Raw genomic sequence first — 15,656 nt, forward strand, 5'->3', positions numbered from 1 at the left:
TGTCAAGAAAAAAGTACGAAAATGACGAAAAAAGTCAAAAAAAATTAAAAATAGGTCGCAAGTCGGATGTTTTTTATGGTATAATAGACTAAACTGATAGTAACATGTAGCGAAAGGGGTAGGTACATGATTAAAATTTATACAGTCTCAAGTTGTACTAGCTGTAAAAAAGCAAAAACCTGGCTTAATGCCCACCAGTTAAGTTATAAAGAACAAAACCTTGGTAAAGAAGGAATTACGCGAGAAGAATTACTGGATATTCTAACCAAAACAGATAACGGAATAGCCAGTATCGTCTCATCTAAAAATCGCTATGCCAAAGCCCTTGGAGTGGATATTGAAGATTTGAGTGTTAACGAAGTCCTCAATCTGATTATGGAAACACCTAGAATTTTAAAGAGCCCAATCCTTGTAGATGAAAAACGCCTGCAAGTTGGCTATAAGGAAGACGATATTCGTGCCTTCCTACCACGCTCTGTCCGTAATGTAGAAAATGCAGAAGCACGTTTGCGTGCAGCTCTATAAACATCAAGGCTGGGAGCAATTCCCAGTCTTATTCTATTTTAATTTCAAAAAGAAAGAAGAAAGAAATGAAAAAAATAGTTCTTGTTAGTCTAGCTTTCCTTTTTGTCCTGGTTGGTTGCGGACAGAAAAAAGAAACTGGACCAGCTACAAAAACAGAAAAAGATACGCTTCAGTCGGCATTGCCAGTTATTGAAAATGCTGAGAAGAATACAGTTGTAACCAAGACTTTGGTCTTGCCCAAGTCAGATGATGGTAGCCAGCAGATCCAAACCATTACTTACAAAGACAAGATTTTTTTGAGTCTAACTATCCAACAAAAGCGTCCAGTCTCAGATGAGCTGAAGACCTACATTGACCAACATGGAGTGGAGGAAACTCAAAAAGCTCTTCTCGAGGCGGAAGAGAAAGACGACTCCATCATAGAAGCTCGTAAATTAGCAGGATTTAAGCTTGAAACAAAACTATTGAGTGCAACAGAACTTCAAACAACGACTGGTTTTGATTTTCAAGTTTTGGATGTCAAGAAGGCTTCTCAGTTAGAATATTTGAAGAATATTGGCTTAGAAAATCTTTTGAAGAATGAACCAAGCAAATATATTTCAGACAGATTGGCAAATGGTGCGACAGAACAATAGAAAATCCAAATAAATAAACTGCCTGAATTGTAGAAGGTAAGGAATTATGCTATAATGGTACTATTCTAAGGAAAGAGGGTGTTAGAATGGGATTTACTGAAGAAACCGTACGTTTTAAATTGGACGATTCCAATAAAAAAGAAATTAGCGAAACTTTGACAGATGTTTATGCTTCGTTGAACGATAAGGGCTACAACCCAATTAACCAAATCGTAGGTTACGTATTGAGTGGAGACCCTGCCTACGTTCCTCGTTATAATAATGCACGAAATCAAATCCGTAAGTATGAGCGTGATGAAATCGTTGAGGAATTGGTTCGCTACTACCTTAAAGGACAAGGAGTCGATCTGTAACCTATGAGAATTATGGGATTGGACGTCGGTTCAAAAACGGTAGGGGTGGCCATTAGCGATCCGCTCGGTTTTACAGCTCAAGGGCTTGAAATCATCCAAATCAATGAGGAGCAAGGCCAATTTGGTTTTGACCGCGTTAAGGAGCTGGTTGATACTTACAAGGTGGAACGATTTGTAGTGGGCCTGCCTAAAAACATGAACAATACAAGCGGACCGCGCGTAGAAGCTAGTCAAGCCTACGGAGCAAAGCTAGAAGAGTTTTTTGGTTTACCAGTAGACTATCAGGATGAACGCTTGACAACAGTGGCTGCTGAGCGTATGTTGATTGAACAAGCAGATATCAGTCGCAATAAGCGCAAGAAAGTCATTGATAAGTTAGCAGCTCAGCTGATTTTACAAAATTATTTAGATAGAAAATTTTAATATAAAGGAGAGGATATGTCACACGATCATAACCACGACCACGAAGAACGTGAACTAATCACACTAGTAGATGAGCAAGGAAATGAAACCTTGTTTGAAATCCTTTTGACAATTGATGGAAAAGAAGAATTTGGTAAAAACTATGTTCTTCTAGTACCAGTTAACGCAGAAGAAGACGAAGACGGACAAGTTGAAATCCAAGCTTACTCATTCATCGAAAACGAAGATGGAACAGAAGGCGAATTGCAACCAATCCCAGAAGACTCAGAAGACGAATGGAACATGATTGAAGAAGTCTTCAACAGCTTTATGGAGGAGTAAAAACGTCCGGGGGACGTTTTTAGCCCTGCGCTAGAAATTAGAAACGCAGGTAGTCTGGGAGACTGTATCAGCCCAACTCCCAGAAATGGGGAAGAGTTGGAACGTCCTGTGGATGTTTTAGCCCAAGTTAATATTCATAGTTGTTAGTGATTAGCTAACCAGGTGAGAGGTCGGGACGAAAATCCTGACCTCATTTTTTGTTATCTACGGAATTTTGCTAGATAATTGATTAGACTTTTGTCAAGGAGATGTGTATGTTTGAAGTAGGAGAATGGCTTTATAGTCGGATTGGTTTGAATTTTCGATCAGGTTTAGGCCGAATACAGCAAGCGGTGGATTTGTTAGGGAATCCAGAGAAGTCTTATCCTATTATCCATGTAACAGGGACTAATGGGAAAGGATCTACCATTGCTTTTATGAGGGAGTTATTTATGGGGCATGGCAAAAAAGTCGCGACCTTTACCTCCCCTCATATCGTCTCTATCAATGATCGAATCTGCATTAATGGGCAATCTATAGCAGACACAGACTTTATCCGTTTGGCTGAGCAGGTCAAGGAGATGGAGAAAACGCTTCTGCAAACCCATGATCAGTTGTCCTTTTTTGAACTGCTGACCTTGATTGCTTTTCTTTATTTTAGAGAGCAAGAAGTGGATTTGGTTTTACTAGAAGTGGGAATTGGCGGCTTACTTGACACGACCAATGTGGTAACTGGAGAGCTTGCTGTTATCACCTCCATTGGGCTTGACCATCAGGAAACCTTGGGTGATAGTCTGGAAGCAATCGCAGAGCAGAAAGCTGGTATTTTCAAGGCTGGTAAGAAGGCAGTGATTGCGAAATTGCCTCCAGAAGCTAGGCTTGTCTGTCAGAAAAAAGCAGACTCTTTAGCTGTTGATCTTTATCAGGCAGGTCAAGATTTTTCAATGCTGAATGGTAATTTTTCAAGCTCTTTACTAAATCTTTCACAGCTGAACATAGGCTTAGAAGGAGCTTATCAGCAGGAAAATGCGGCCTTGGCGTTGCAAGCATTTCTTCTCTTTATGGGAGAAGGAAAGGAAGTTGTTTATGAGCAGGTTGTAAGACAGGCTTTGGAGAAGACCCATTGGGCTGGACGTTTGGAGCGTATTCGCCCACAGATTTACTTGGATGGTGCTCATAACCTCCCTGCCTTGACTCGCTTGGTTGAGTTTATCAAAGAAAAAGAGCAGGAAGCCTATCGTCCTCAAATCCTATTTGGAGCCTTGAAACGGAAGGATTATCAAGGGATGTTGGGTTATCTGACTGAAAATTTACCTCAGGTGGAACTCAAGGTGACTGGCTTTGACTATCAAGGTTCTTTGGATGAGACAGATGTAACAGGTTACGATATAGTTTCTTCTTACCGAGAATTTATCAGCAGTTTCGAAGAAAAAGCCGATACGCAGGACTTGTTATTCATTACAGGGTCTCTCTATTTTATCTCAGAAGTACGGAGCTACCTGCTGGGGCATGAACAGATAAATTGACCACCTTTTTTGAACTTGTTATACTAGGGGAATTGCTGGTTAGAGAAAATTTCTCTAAATTGGTAGCAGAAAGGAAATCCATCATGAAATTAACAAGATTCACACGTTCTCTTGCTTCTCTAGCAAGTCTTAGTCTCTTAGTAGCTTGTTCACAAAGAGCTCAACAGATTCAACAACCAGCAGCTCAAGCGCAAACACAACAAACTCAGCAATCACAACCTACTGCTTCATCGTCTACAGAAAATACAAACCAGGTAGCAACAAGTTCTTCATAAAATGCACCTGAGGCTCAACCGACTGATATTGATGGGACTTATACAGGCCAAGATGACGGAGACCGTATCACTTTAGTGGTCACTGGAACGACTGGTACATGGACTGAGCTCGAATCTGACGGGGATCAGAAAGTCAAACAGGTCACATTTGATGCAGCAAATCAACGCATGATTATTGGCGATGATGTCAAAATTTACACTGTAAACGGTAATCAAATCGTCGTAGACGATATGGATAGAGACCCATCGGACCAAATCGTTTTAACTAAATAAGACTATGCAAGTAGGAAGGGCTGGATTTTTCAGCCTTTTTACTTTTACCTAGAAAATAATCATAAATACTTGCCTTCTATCGAATACCTGGGTTATACTAGTATCAATTACTTGTTTTTAGCATTCAAAATATCAAGGAGGGGATATGAAATATAGAAAATTTCAATTATTGATGTCCAAGTATGGCTTTAGTCTTTCGATTATGCTACTTGAACTTTGTCTTGTTTTTGGTATCTTTCTTTATTTAGGACGCATGGCTCCCATTTTATGGATTACTGTCCTCATTCTACTGAGTATCATCACAATCATTTCGATAGTCAACCGTAATACGACTCCTGAGAATAAGGTAACCTGGTTGTTAGTAGCCTTTGTGCCAGTATTTGGCCCCTTGCTCTATCTGATGTTTGGTGAGAGGCGATTGTCCAAAAAAGAAATCAAACAACTGAAGAAGCTAGGCTCCATGCATTTCCAAGAAGCAAATAGCCAGCTACTAAAAGAGGAATTAAAAGAAAGTGACAAGGCGGCATATGGTGTCATCAAGTCCTTATTGAGTATGGATACCAATGCTGATGTCTATGATCAAACTGCCTCTACATTTTTTTCTAACGGAGAAGCTATGTGGAAAAAGATGGTAGAAGATCTCAAAAAGGCTGAGAAATTTATCTTCTTGGAATATTACATTATAGAAGAAGGTTTGATGTGGAATCGTATTTTAGAAATCTTGGAGCAAAAAGTTGCTCAAGGCATTGAAGTTAAACTGCTCTATGACGATATTGGCTGTATGGCTACTTTAACAGGAGATTATGCACATCGACTTCGTCAGCTGGGCATCGAGGCCCATAAATTCAATAAAGTTATTCCTCGTTTGACAGTGGCCTATAATAACAGAGATCATAGAAAAATATTGATTATTGATGGTCAGATAGCTTATACAGGAGGCATTAACTTAGCCGATGAGTACATTAACCATGTCGAGAGATTTGGTTATTGGAAGGATAGTGGAATTCGCTTAGACGGACTAGCAGTAAAAGCCCTAACACGCTTGTTTTTAACCACTTGGTACATCAATCGAGGAGAGATTAGTGATTTTGATCAATATCATTTAGAAAATCATTCTATCCCAAGTGACGGTTTAACCATTCCATACGGAAGTGGACCCAAGCCAATTTTTCGAACGCAGGTAGGGAAAAAGGTTTATCAGAGTTTGATCAATCAAGCAACGGAATCGGTCTATATTACGACACCTTATTTGATCATAGACTATGATTTAACGGAGACAATCAAAAATGCTGCTATGAGAGGGGTCGATGTTCGGATTGTCACCCCTTACATACCAGATAAGAAGTTCATTCAGTTAGTCACAAGAGGCGCTTATCCAGACCTTCTTTCTGCTGGTGTTCGAATTTATGAGTATAGTCCAGGTTTTATTCATAGTAAGCAGATGTTGGTAGACGAAGATTTTGCGGTGGTGGGGACAATCAATCTCGACTACCGGAGCTTGGTACACCATTATGAAAATGCAGTCTTACTCTATAAAACTCCTTCTATAATGGAAATAGCCCGAGATTTTCAAAATATATTTGCAGATTCTCAGGAAGTTTATCCCCATTCTATCAAAACGAGCTGGTATCAAAAACTTGTAAAAGAAATCGCCCAGTTATTCGCTCCAATCTTATAAGAAGTCTAGGACTGAGGACACAAACCAGTCCTCTTTTTCTTGCTTTTTACGAATAGAAAGATATAGGGAGGGACGATGCTGACTCAGAAAGAATTGGATTATATCCTGACATTCAAACAGACACATTTACACCGTTTTCGGGAAATTGAAACCTTTGTGAAACTATGTAAAAAATCACTTAAACAGCCATCGTAAGCTGACAATCCTAGGACTTTTTGATATACTAAGACAGATAAATTGAATAGGAGAAACGATATGAGTGTGTATGGTAGAGTAGAAGAAGTTCATCAGGAGAATCGTGAACCTCTAGAATACCAAATCAAACAAGAATTGCATCATCGTGAATCAAGTCGTCTTCCTTTGGTGAAAATTTTACTATGGAGTACGCTTGTAACAGGAATAACTCTAGGAGTACCGCTATTACTCGATTTAATGAGTGCACAGGAAGTGCAGGATTTTTATGCAGGTTGGGCGCTTCATCAGACAGGGAAGATTTACAGCGACTATTATGGAAGTCAAGGTTTGCTTTATTATTTGCTGACTTACGTGACTCAGGGCGGATTTTTCTTTGCCATCTTTGAGTGGTTAGCCTTGGTAGCAGGAGGATTTTTCCTTTTTAGATCAGCGGACACCTTGACAGAGCAAGGAGAGCAAGCTGGACAAGTGGTGACTATTTTTTACATGCTAGTTACAGGTCTTGCTTTTGGTGGAGGATATGCGACTCTTTTAGCGCTTCCCTTCTTATTCGCGGCCTTTAGTTTAGTTGCGGCTTACCTAAGCAATCCAAGCCATGATAAGGGCTTTGTACGGATTGGGCTGGCTTTGGCAGGCGGATTTTTCTTTGCTCCCTTGTCATCGCTCCTGTTTCTTGCTGTAGTGAGTTTAGGCTTGTTGGTCTTTAACCTTGGGCATAGACGCTTTGCGCATGGGTTTTATCAGTTTCTTGCAGTGGCTTTAGGTTTTTCACTTGTCTTTTATCCAACTGCCTACTATAGTGTTGCAACAGGAAGTTTTGGGGATGCCATTAGTGGTATTCGTTATCCTATTGACAGTATTCGCTTTGATTTCACTTCTAAAATTTTAGAGAATATAGCTTTTTATGGCTTGTTGTCCCTTGGTTTGGGATTTGTGGTTTGTATCTTTTTAGGTCTCTTTCAATCCAAACCCTCTAAACTATATGTCATCTCAGTGCCTGCGAGTCTTGTGACAATTTTAGGTTTGATTTTGCTTTTCTTTTCACAAGAGCCTCTGCACGCTTCTTATTTGATGGTCGTCTTCCCTGTTTTCCTACTTTTATTGGTAACCAATATTAAGAGTCAACAGAGGGGGCGTAGTGTTAGACGAAGACGAAGAGAAACGCCAGTTAGTCTATGGAGTCGTTTCTTCAAAGGAAATCTATATCTGCCAGTTTTAGGGCTTGTCTATCTCTTGACTGTTCCCTTTTTGATGAGGTTTGTCCTTTATCCGGTACCTTATCAAGAACGTAATCGTCTTGCTGATTTGGTAAAAGAGGAGACAAATACGGAAGATGCTATCTATGCATGGGATGATACTGCGACTCTTTATCGTAAGAGTGAGCGCTTGTCGCCATCGGCGATTTTGTCTCCCGTGCACTATACAGCAACTGAGGAAAATCGGAATAAGCTACTCAATGACTTGAAAGAAAAACAACCTAAGGTGATTGTGGTAAATGACAAGGTGCCAGTCTGGTCTGAAGTAGAAACAATCTTGAAAGAAAATTACCAACAAGTAAAGACTGATTACTCAGAGTTTAAAGTCTATAAAATCAAATAACAAAATCAATATCTTGTGTATTTTTAAAAATTTTAGGATTTTTAACACAAGATATTGATTTTTCTTTTTAGAGTGGTATAATACTTTTTAGAAAGAACATTTTAGAAAAGAGCATGCATATGATTGCACTAGAAGAAAAAATTACAATTTTGCCAACTCTCTTCGTCGAGAAACGAGATGGGAGACGTGTTGTATTTGATGTGGATAAGATTGACAAGGCTTTCCACAAGGCGGCAGACAAGGTTATGGATGTGACACCCTTGGTTGAAAAACGCCTCAATGCTCTGACTGAGCGAATTGTCACAGAAATTCATAGTCGCTTTCCACAGGGGGTTAAGATTTACGAAATTCAAAATATCGTAGAACATGAACTCCTTGAAGCCAAAGAATATGCGCTGGCTGAGGAGTATATCACTTATCGGACACAGAGGGATTTTGAGCGCTCAAAAGCGACAGATATCAACTTTAGTATTCATAAGCTTCTTAATAAAGATCAGGCAGTTGTCAATGAAAATGCCAATAAAGATAGCGATGTTTTTAACACCCAACGTGATTTGACTGCGGGGATTGTTGGGAAGTCGATTGGACTCCAAATGCTTCCTAAGCACGTAGCCAATGCTCACCAAAAGGGGGATATCCACTATCACGATTTGGACTACAGTCCCTATACACCGATGACCAACTGCTGTTTGATTGATTTCAAGGGGATGTTGGAAAATGGTTTTAAGATTGGAAATGCAGAGGTAGAAAGTCCCAAGTCTATCCAGACTGCAACAGCTCAGATTTCCCAAATCATCGCCAACGTGGCTTCTAGCCAGTACGGTGGTTGTTCAGCTGACCGTATCGATGAAGTCTTGGCGCCTTATGCAGAGAAGAACTACCAAAAACACCTCAAAGATGCAGAAGAATGGGTCTTGCCTGAAAAACGGGAAGATTACGCTTGGAAGAAAACTCAAAAAGACATCTACGATGCTATGCAATCCCTTGAGTATGAAATCAACACCCTCTTCACTTCAAATGGCCAAACACCTTTTACCTCGCTAGGTTTTGGTCTAGGAACTAGCCGTTTTGAGCGTGAAATTCAAAAAGCTATTTTAAACATTCGTATCAAGGGTCTTGGTTCAGAACACCGTACAGCCATCTTTCCTAAGCTCATCTTTACGCTTAAAAGAGGTCTTAACTTGGAAGAAAGAACTCCCAACTACGACATTAAGCAGTTGGCTCTTGAGTGTGCAACCAAGCGGATGTACCCAGACGTCTTGTCTTACGATAAGATTGTCGACTTGACAGGTTCTTTTAAGGTGCCTATGGGTTGCCGTTCGTTTCTTCAAGGGTGGAAGGATGAAAATGGTGTAGAAGTCAATTCAGGTCGGATGAATTTAGGCGTTGTGACGGTCAATCTTCCTCGCATCGCCCTCGAGTCTGAGGGCGACATGAATAAGTTCTGGGAAATCTTCAACGAGCGTATGAATATCGCAGAAGATGCCCTGGTTTACCGTGTCGAACGAACCAAGGAAGCGACACCGGCAAATGCTCCTATTCTTTATCAGTACGGTGCTTTTGGCCATCGTCTAGGTAAAGAAGAAAGTGTTGACCAGCTCTTTAAGAATCGTCGGGCAACCGTTTCGCTGGGCTATATCGGCTTGTATGAAGTAGCGACAGTTTTCTTTGGTAACAGCTGGGAAAGTAATCCAGATGCTAAGGAATTCACGCTAGACATCATTCGCGATATGAAACGCCGTGTAGAAGAGTGGTCTGACCAATATGGCTACCATTTCTCTATCTACTCAACACCGTCTGAAAGTTTGACAGACCGTTTCTGTCGACTAGATACAGACAAGTTTGGTTCTATTCCTGATATTACAGATAAGGAATACTACACCAACTCTTTCCACTACGATGTTCGTAAAAATCCAACACCGTTTGAAAAATTAGACTTTGAGAAAGTCTATCCAGAAGCAGGTGCGTCAGGTGGTTTCATCCATTATTGTGAGTATCCAGTCCTTCAGCAAAATCCTAAGGCTCTGGAAGCTGTCTGGGATTATGCTTATGACCGTGTGGGTTATCTGGGGACTAATACTCCAATAGACCGTTGCTATAAGTGTGACTTTGAAGGGGATTTTGAACCAACTGAGAGGGGCTTTGCTTGTCCTAACTGTGGCAATAGCGACCCTAAAACAGTAGACGTTGTTAAACGGACTTGTGGCTATTTAGGTAATCCTCAAGCGAGACCTATGGTCAATGGGCGTCACAAGGAAATTGCAGCGCGTGTCAAACACATGAATGGTTCAACGATTAAAATAGCTGGTCACCAAGTAACCAATTAGAAAGAAATGAAATGGGAAAATATCAATTAGACGATAAGGGGCGTGCACAAGTGACCCGTTATCACGAGAAACACTCTAAAGGTGGAGCTGGTAAGAAAGAACGCTTGCTCAACCTCAGAGAACAATTTTTAAATAAGAATAAGAAGAAATAAAAGTGAGAGTCAGCTCTCGCTTTTCTCATAGTGGGAGGTAAGGATGGAATTACGCAGACCAAGATTAGCAGATAAAGAAACAGTTTTAGAGATGATGGCAGAGTTTGAAAAGAGCCAATCAGCCCATGATGGCGGATTTTGAGATACAGAGAACTTTGTGTATGAAGAGTGGTTGGAAACAAATATGCAAAAAGAAATGGGAATAAACTTGCCTGAAAATCGTGTTCCTTCTATTCAATTTGTATCATTTGATGATGCAGGTCATACTCTAGGATTTTTGAATCTGCGATTGAGACTGAATGAGGGTTTACTGAATTATGCTGGCCACATTGGCTACTCCATCCGTCCATCAGAAAGAGGCAAAGGTTATGCAAAAGAGACTCTCCGTCAGGGCTTGAAAGTTGCTAAGGAAAAGAATATCAAGAAAGCTCTGGTGACCTGTAGTGTGAATAATTCTGCTAGTAGAGCAGTCATTTTAGCAAATGGTGGGCTCCTTGAGGACGTTCGTAATGGTGTGGAGCGTTATTGGATAGAGGTAGCGAATGAATAATCCAAAACCACAAGAATGGAAAAGCGAGGAACTCAGTCAAGGGCGTATCATTGACTACAAGGCCTTTAACTTTGTGGATGGCGAAGGCGTGCGTAACTCTCTCTATGTATCAGGTTGCATGTTTCATTGCGAGGGATGTTATAATGTTGCCACCTGGTCCTTCAATGCCGGAATTCCCTATACAGCAGAATTAGAAGAACAGATCATGGAAGATCTCGCTCAACCTTATGTTCAAGGCTTGACCTTGCTGGGAGGGGAGCCTTTTCTTAATACTGGGATTCTCTTGCCACTTGCTAAGCGGATTCGGAAGGAATTGCCAGACAAGGACATCTGGTCCTGGGCCGGCTACACTTGGGAAGAAATGATGTTGGAAACTCCAGATAAACTGGAACTCTTGTCACTGATTGACATTCTTGTCGATGGACGATATGATCGAACTAAGAGAAATCATATGCTCCAGTTTCGAGGTTCGTCTAACCAACGAGTTATCGATGTGCAAAAATCGCTCAAAAGTGGGCAAGTAGTGATTTGGGACAAGCTCAATGACGGAAAAGAAAGCTATGAACAGGTGAAGAGAGAATGAAGAAAAAAGACTTAGTAGACCAACTAGTCTCAGAGATCGAGACGGGGAAAGTCAGGACACTGGGAATATACGGTCATGGAGCTTCGGGTAAATCAACCTTTGCTCAAGAATTGTACCAAGCTTTAGATTCTACTACAGTAAATTTGCTAGAAACAGATCCTTATATCACCTCAGAACGCCATCTGGTAGTGCCAAAGGACGCACCAAATCAAAAGGTGACAGCTTGTCTGCCGGTGGCGCATGAACTTTTACCTCTTCCTCCCTACTCATCTGAGTACAATCCTATTGAGAAAACATGGGCTCATATCAAAAAGCACCTCAAAAAGCACCTCAAAAAGGTATTACCAAGTTGCAATACCTTTTACGAGTCTCTTCTGTCCTGCTCTTGTTTCAATTAACTATATCTATAGAGTAACATAAATCTCAAAAAATGGGGTGCCCCCCTCTGTTTGTTATGCAAAAAATAGAAGATAGGATAGAGAATCGCTTTGATGATTTCAATCATATCTTCTATTCAAATAGTTAGCTCATTAAATTAATGATATTACTGAGTTCAATTCCCTCTCTTTTAATATCTTAAAGCCTCCCAATATCCATGACAATGAGATATTTTAGCTAAAATCAAAGAGTGTTCACAAAATTTGATGTAATAAACTCTTGATTAACATTGTTAAAATTGATTATTCAAAAATTTCCGGAGTTGCCTTTGTTTAACAGTGTTCAACCCCCATATATCCGATACTAACATCATCAATATAACAAGTGCAAAAATATATCCCATATTTGATAATGATGATAACGATGAAAAATAGGAGAAGTACACAGTCTTACTGAGATAAACTAAATTTAATCCTGTAGTTATTAGCACTGCACTAAAGAAAGATAAAAGAAAAATTAATATATTGTCAAAAAATATTATTGAAAAAATATACTTTTTCTTATACCCTAAGCTATATAAAATAGCTAACTCTTTTGATCTATTGATTATATATCCCTTATTTAAAAATGCAACTACTAATCCTATGACCAGAGAAATTACAGTCGAACCAACTATCAATATTCTCACTAAGCTACCATAAATATCACTAAAAGTTCCTGACCTCATATCATATCTGGAAGCTAATCGATACTTAGGAAATAGTTTTTGCAGATTTTTAGAAATAGTCTCTACATCACCAGTTATTTTTATTAACAATCCATCTTTGCTCGTCCCTACAGCATTTACATAATTTTCATAACTATCTACAATGTCTTTACTAGCCTTTGATGTTTCAGGAGTCAACGATAATATTTGTTTGTGATGCTCATATGATTCTTGACTTAAAAAATATTCAAGATTAGATTCTTCAAAATAAGATGAGTAAATTGGATAATTTGATTTCAAACTATTTTGATAATATGTTTGATAAACACCGCTAATTATTACTTTATCATTCTTTTTTTCCTTAGAGTATATATTTGCTGTTTCCAAATCAATTTCTTTTCTAAGAACTTTTTGATAGTCTTCAGTATTTAAATGTTGCAAAATAAAAGTATCTGGTACTAAAACTTCATTACTGTCATCCTTTGGATAGTCACCTGATAACAGGATTATATTCTCAGAATTATAATCTGAAATAAAGTATTTAGGAACATCGAGTTTTTGGAAATTGAATGAAAGTGAAGAAATTTTATTCCAGCCATAGTTAAACTTTCTTATTTTACTAGAAAAATCTTTTTCAGAAAAATTTAAATTTAAACTATTATAAGCATTGTTATAATTAGATTTTACACCATGATTAAATAAAATTACCTTCTCAATTCCATCAATAGATTCAACTTGTTGTTTATCTTTATCCGAAAAACCTATTCTCTTACCATCATAAGGGCTTTGTATATTATTTTCATTATAATCTTTTATTGTATCTGTATTGAGTTGCTGAGTAGATGCCACTATGACTCTTTCACTTATTCCAGAAAAAAAACTCTCAAAACTAAGTAAAGAAGCTGAACGATACGCAGTAAAGCCTAGTATAAAAATAGATATTATTAAAGTCATAGGAACTATTAGAAGTAATTGCCTCTTCATATTTCGAATTGACTTATATTTTACATAATCTATAGTAAAATTAAAGGGAATTTTTCGAGTATTTTCGTTGAAGTTATCAGATAACTTTATATTTTCCTCTGTTCTCCTGACTTCTTTAATTGTTTTATCTTTTATCTCATATACAACATCTGCCAAATTAGCCAACTCTCTATCATGAGTGATATAGAAAATAAGAATCCCTCTATTTCTAAGTTTTTGTAGATATTTAAAAACTAATTGGCTGGTTGAAGTATCTAAGTTTCCTGTAGGTTCATCTAATAGTAAAATCTTTGGTTTTTTTATGGCTGCACGTGCAAGAGCTACCCTCTGCTTTTGCCCTCCGCTTAACTCAAAGCAAAACTTAGATTTCAAATCAAAAATATCTAATTCTTTCATGATACTTCCGATATCTGAATCCGGTGCATTACTTGCTAATTTTAAATTTTCAAAAACAGTAAAGTCTTCCAAAAGTTTATAATCTTGAAAAACTAATCCTATCTTTGATTCTCTTAACTGCGCCCATGTATCCAAACTATATTCTTTTGCGTTTTGCTTGAATAAAGTATACTCTCCTTCATACTCCTGATCTAAACCAAATAAAATATTAAACAATGTTGATTTACCTGTTCCGCTTTCACCTATTAAAGAATAAATTTTATTTGAGTCTTCTATATTGAGTGTAACTGAATTCAAAACTATTTTTTCTTTATATTTTTTGTCAAGATTTGAAATTTTCAACATACCTTTTACTCTCCAATGACATCTAAAAATAATATGAGAACCTGCTGTAGAATCACGGTACTAGTTAATTTTAAAATAGTTCAAATTTATGTCAGTATGATTTTATTATTTTTAATTGACTAAGCACCATGGATATATAATATATTTTCCCAAAAATAAAAGTTGAGTTNNAACTCAACTTTTATTTTTGCTATTTTGAAGGGTTAGACATTAGCCAAAAGTACTAATATTCAGACACATAAAGTTTTTATGAATTAAACCAAGGTGTATGCCAATATCTATTGTTTATAATAACTTGCCCCTGTCTATCTAAAGCAGGTTGCCCCCAGTAACTATTAGAAGCTGATTGATTAGGCCCTATTGTGTGATTACTATAGCCAATCCAAGAACCATCTGCTCGGATTACTCTAAAAGTAAAGTGACCTACCTCATTAAAAGAATTAGAGGTCCCTACTCCTGAAACACCGTTTACGTCAAATTGGAAATTAGAAAACCATGAACCTTGTGCGGCGAATGCAGCAGTCCCAGAAATAAGAGATAGTGAAGCAAGAGACAGAAATATTAATGATTTAAATTTTCTTAACATATTTTTTCCTTTCTTATTAAGTAATGCGCTTTTTAATTTAAACGAAGCAACAATTTTCTATCAGTATACTTCAAAACATTGATGTGATTATACTTACTATCATTAAATTTAACGATAATATCATTGCCACTAACGACATATATGTTGTTGATGGCTTGGTTTATATTGCCAACCAAGATATTTGATAAATCTGCATCTACTGTATTTTTTTTAAAAATTGCCTTCGTTTTCATAAAATATAAATAGACATCATTACTTATTTGTATTGCTTGATAATTTGAGAGTTGTTCAAAATTATCTAAATCTGCTTTAACAGATATAGAATAATCTTTATCGGTTTTTATTACCGTTACTTGTAAAGACTCTAGTGGAATAATTTCTCTTGTACTGTCTTGATATACTTTCCAGCCCCAATACCCCAAAAATAGCAAAATAATCCCAATAATCGCTAATAAAAATTTTTTTCTAATCATAGCTTACTCACATTCCAATCTTATTGAAGAAAATCTAGTTTATAGTTCCATTTACAACATCTTAACTAATTTCATTCATTGGCGAGAGCTTGCTAAACTCCCACAAATTCTACCAATATTTTTGAGAACTAAAATTAGTCCTCTCAATGAAGGTATAATAATTTTTTCTTAAAACATCTCCCCCTCCGTTTTTGTTTTGGTTTGTCCTATTTTTTAAATTATATTTACATCTCTTATTATACTCTATTATTTTTAATTTGACAACGCTTTCGCTGTTTTATTTCTTGATTTTTTGTAAAACTTTTCATCAAAAGCGATTTCATCCCAAAAAAAAGAAAAAAACCTAACAAATCCCTTGCAATCGCAGGGGCTTTGTGTTATTCTATTATGGTGC

At 37.8% G+C, this 15,656-nt stretch carries 14 protein-coding genes and 4 pseudogenes; 15 read left to right on the top strand and 3 right to left on the bottom strand.

Features of this window, described 5'->3' with window-relative positions; genetic code table 11:
* The first annotated feature begins 126 nt into the window (after window positions 1-126).
* The 15 genes and pseudogenes from spx to HT669_RS05415 all read left to right on the top strand — a co-directional run.
* On the top strand, window positions 127-525 hold the full coding sequence (gene spx, locus HT669_RS05345; RefSeq protein ID WP_000591165.1) for a transcriptional regulator Spx: 399 nt from the start codon (window positions 127-129) through the stop codon (window positions 523-525).
* Between the two features lie 65 nt (window positions 526-590).
* Window positions 591-1,160 carry an SP0191 family lipoprotein gene (locus tag HT669_RS05350; protein WP_000725129.1) on the top strand — a complete coding sequence of 190 codons (570 nt, stop codon included), beginning with the start codon at window positions 591-593 and terminating at the stop codon, window positions 1,158-1,160.
* An 86-nt stretch (window positions 1,161-1,246) separates the two neighbouring features.
* Window positions 1,247-1,513: an IreB family regulatory phosphoprotein gene (locus HT669_RS05355; RefSeq protein ID WP_000507059.1), complete on the top strand. Its 267-nt coding sequence runs from the start codon at window positions 1,247-1,249 to the stop codon at window positions 1,511-1,513.
* Between the two features lie 3 nt (window positions 1,514-1,516).
* Complete coding sequence (gene ruvX, locus HT669_RS05360; protein ID WP_001808830.1) at window positions 1,517-1,936, top strand: Holliday junction resolvase RuvX; 420 nt, start codon at window positions 1,517-1,519, stop codon at window positions 1,934-1,936.
* A 15-nt stretch (window positions 1,937-1,951) separates the two neighbouring features.
* Window positions 1,952-2,257, top strand: coding sequence for a DUF1292 domain-containing protein (locus HT669_RS05365; protein ID WP_000017620.1), 306 nt, complete (start codon window positions 1,952-1,954; stop codon window positions 2,255-2,257).
* Between the two features lie 254 nt (window positions 2,258-2,511).
* Window positions 2,512-3,762, top strand: coding sequence for a folylpolyglutamate synthase/dihydrofolate synthase family protein (locus HT669_RS05370; protein WP_000464365.1), 1,251 nt, complete (start codon window positions 2,512-2,514; stop codon window positions 3,760-3,762).
* A gap of 83 nt (window positions 3,763-3,845) precedes the next feature.
* Window positions 3,846-4,310 (top strand): annotated as a pseudogene (locus HT669_RS05375) (SP_0198 family lipoprotein).
* Window positions 4,311-4,455: 145 nt separating this feature from the next.
* On the top strand, window positions 4,456-5,988 hold the full coding sequence (gene cls, locus HT669_RS05380) for a cardiolipin synthase (RefSeq protein ID WP_000877323.1): 1,533 nt from the start codon (window positions 4,456-4,458) through the stop codon (window positions 5,986-5,988).
* Between the two features lie 255 nt (window positions 5,989-6,243).
* Complete coding sequence (locus tag HT669_RS05385; RefSeq protein WP_050207603.1) at window positions 6,244-7,782, top strand: damage-inducible protein CinA; 1,539 nt, start codon at window positions 6,244-6,246, stop codon at window positions 7,780-7,782.
* 119 nt (window positions 7,783-7,901) lie between these two features.
* Entirely contained in the window at window positions 7,902-10,109 is a 2,208-nt protein-coding gene (nrdD, locus tag HT669_RS05390; RefSeq protein WP_172933653.1) for an anaerobic ribonucleoside-triphosphate reductase, read from the top strand.
* Window positions 10,110-10,120: 11 nt separating this feature from the next.
* Window positions 10,121-10,261, top strand: a complete 141-nt coding sequence (locus HT669_RS05395; protein WP_000521618.1) for a hypothetical protein — start codon at window positions 10,121-10,123, stop codon at window positions 10,259-10,261.
* A 43-nt stretch (window positions 10,262-10,304) separates the two neighbouring features.
* Window positions 10,305-10,811: pseudogene (locus tag HT669_RS05400) on the top strand (GNAT family N-acetyltransferase).
* On the top strand, window positions 10,804-11,394 hold the full coding sequence (nrdG, locus tag HT669_RS05405) for an anaerobic ribonucleoside-triphosphate reductase activating protein (RefSeq protein ID WP_050222807.1): 591 nt from the start codon (window positions 10,804-10,806) through the stop codon (window positions 11,392-11,394). The pseudogene HT669_RS05400 and the gene nrdG overlap by 8 nt, the downstream one beginning before the upstream one ends.
* Window positions 11,391-11,642, top strand: a pseudogene (locus HT669_RS05410) (phosphoribulokinase); the annotation flags it as partial. The gene nrdG and the pseudogene HT669_RS05410, both read left to right, overlap by 4 nt.
* A pseudogene (locus HT669_RS05415) lies at window positions 11,634-11,792 on the top strand (transposase); the annotation flags it as partial. The pseudogenes HT669_RS05410 and HT669_RS05415, both read left to right, overlap by 9 nt.
* Window positions 11,793-12,064: 272 nt before the next feature.
* On the opposite strand, the gene HT669_RS05420 reads toward HT669_RS05415, so the two are convergent.
* The 3 genes from HT669_RS05420 to HT669_RS05430 all read right to left on the bottom strand — a co-directional run bounded on the left by HT669_RS05420 (window position 12,065) and on the right by HT669_RS05430 (window position 15,262).
* Entirely contained in the window at window positions 12,065-14,203 is a 2,139-nt protein-coding gene (locus tag HT669_RS05420; RefSeq protein WP_023939680.1) for an ATP-binding cassette domain-containing protein, read from the bottom strand.
* Between the two features lie 247 nt (window positions 14,204-14,450).
* Window positions 14,451-14,789 (bottom strand): hypothetical protein, encoded by a 339-nt coding sequence (locus tag HT669_RS05425; RefSeq protein WP_050222808.1) that lies wholly within the window; start codon window positions 14,787-14,789, stop codon window positions 14,451-14,453.
* A gap of 32 nt (window positions 14,790-14,821) precedes the next feature.
* Complete coding sequence (locus tag HT669_RS05430) at window positions 14,822-15,262, bottom strand: hypothetical protein (protein WP_050222809.1); 441 nt, start codon at window positions 15,260-15,262, stop codon at window positions 14,822-14,824.
* Window positions 15,263-15,656 lie beyond the last annotated feature (394 nt).

Origin of the sequence: Streptococcus sp. 2100, assembly GCF_013276335.1 — a bacterium.
In the GTDB taxonomy this organism is placed as follows: Bacteria; Bacillota; Bacilli; order Lactobacillales; family Streptococcaceae; genus Streptococcus; species Streptococcus pseudopneumoniae.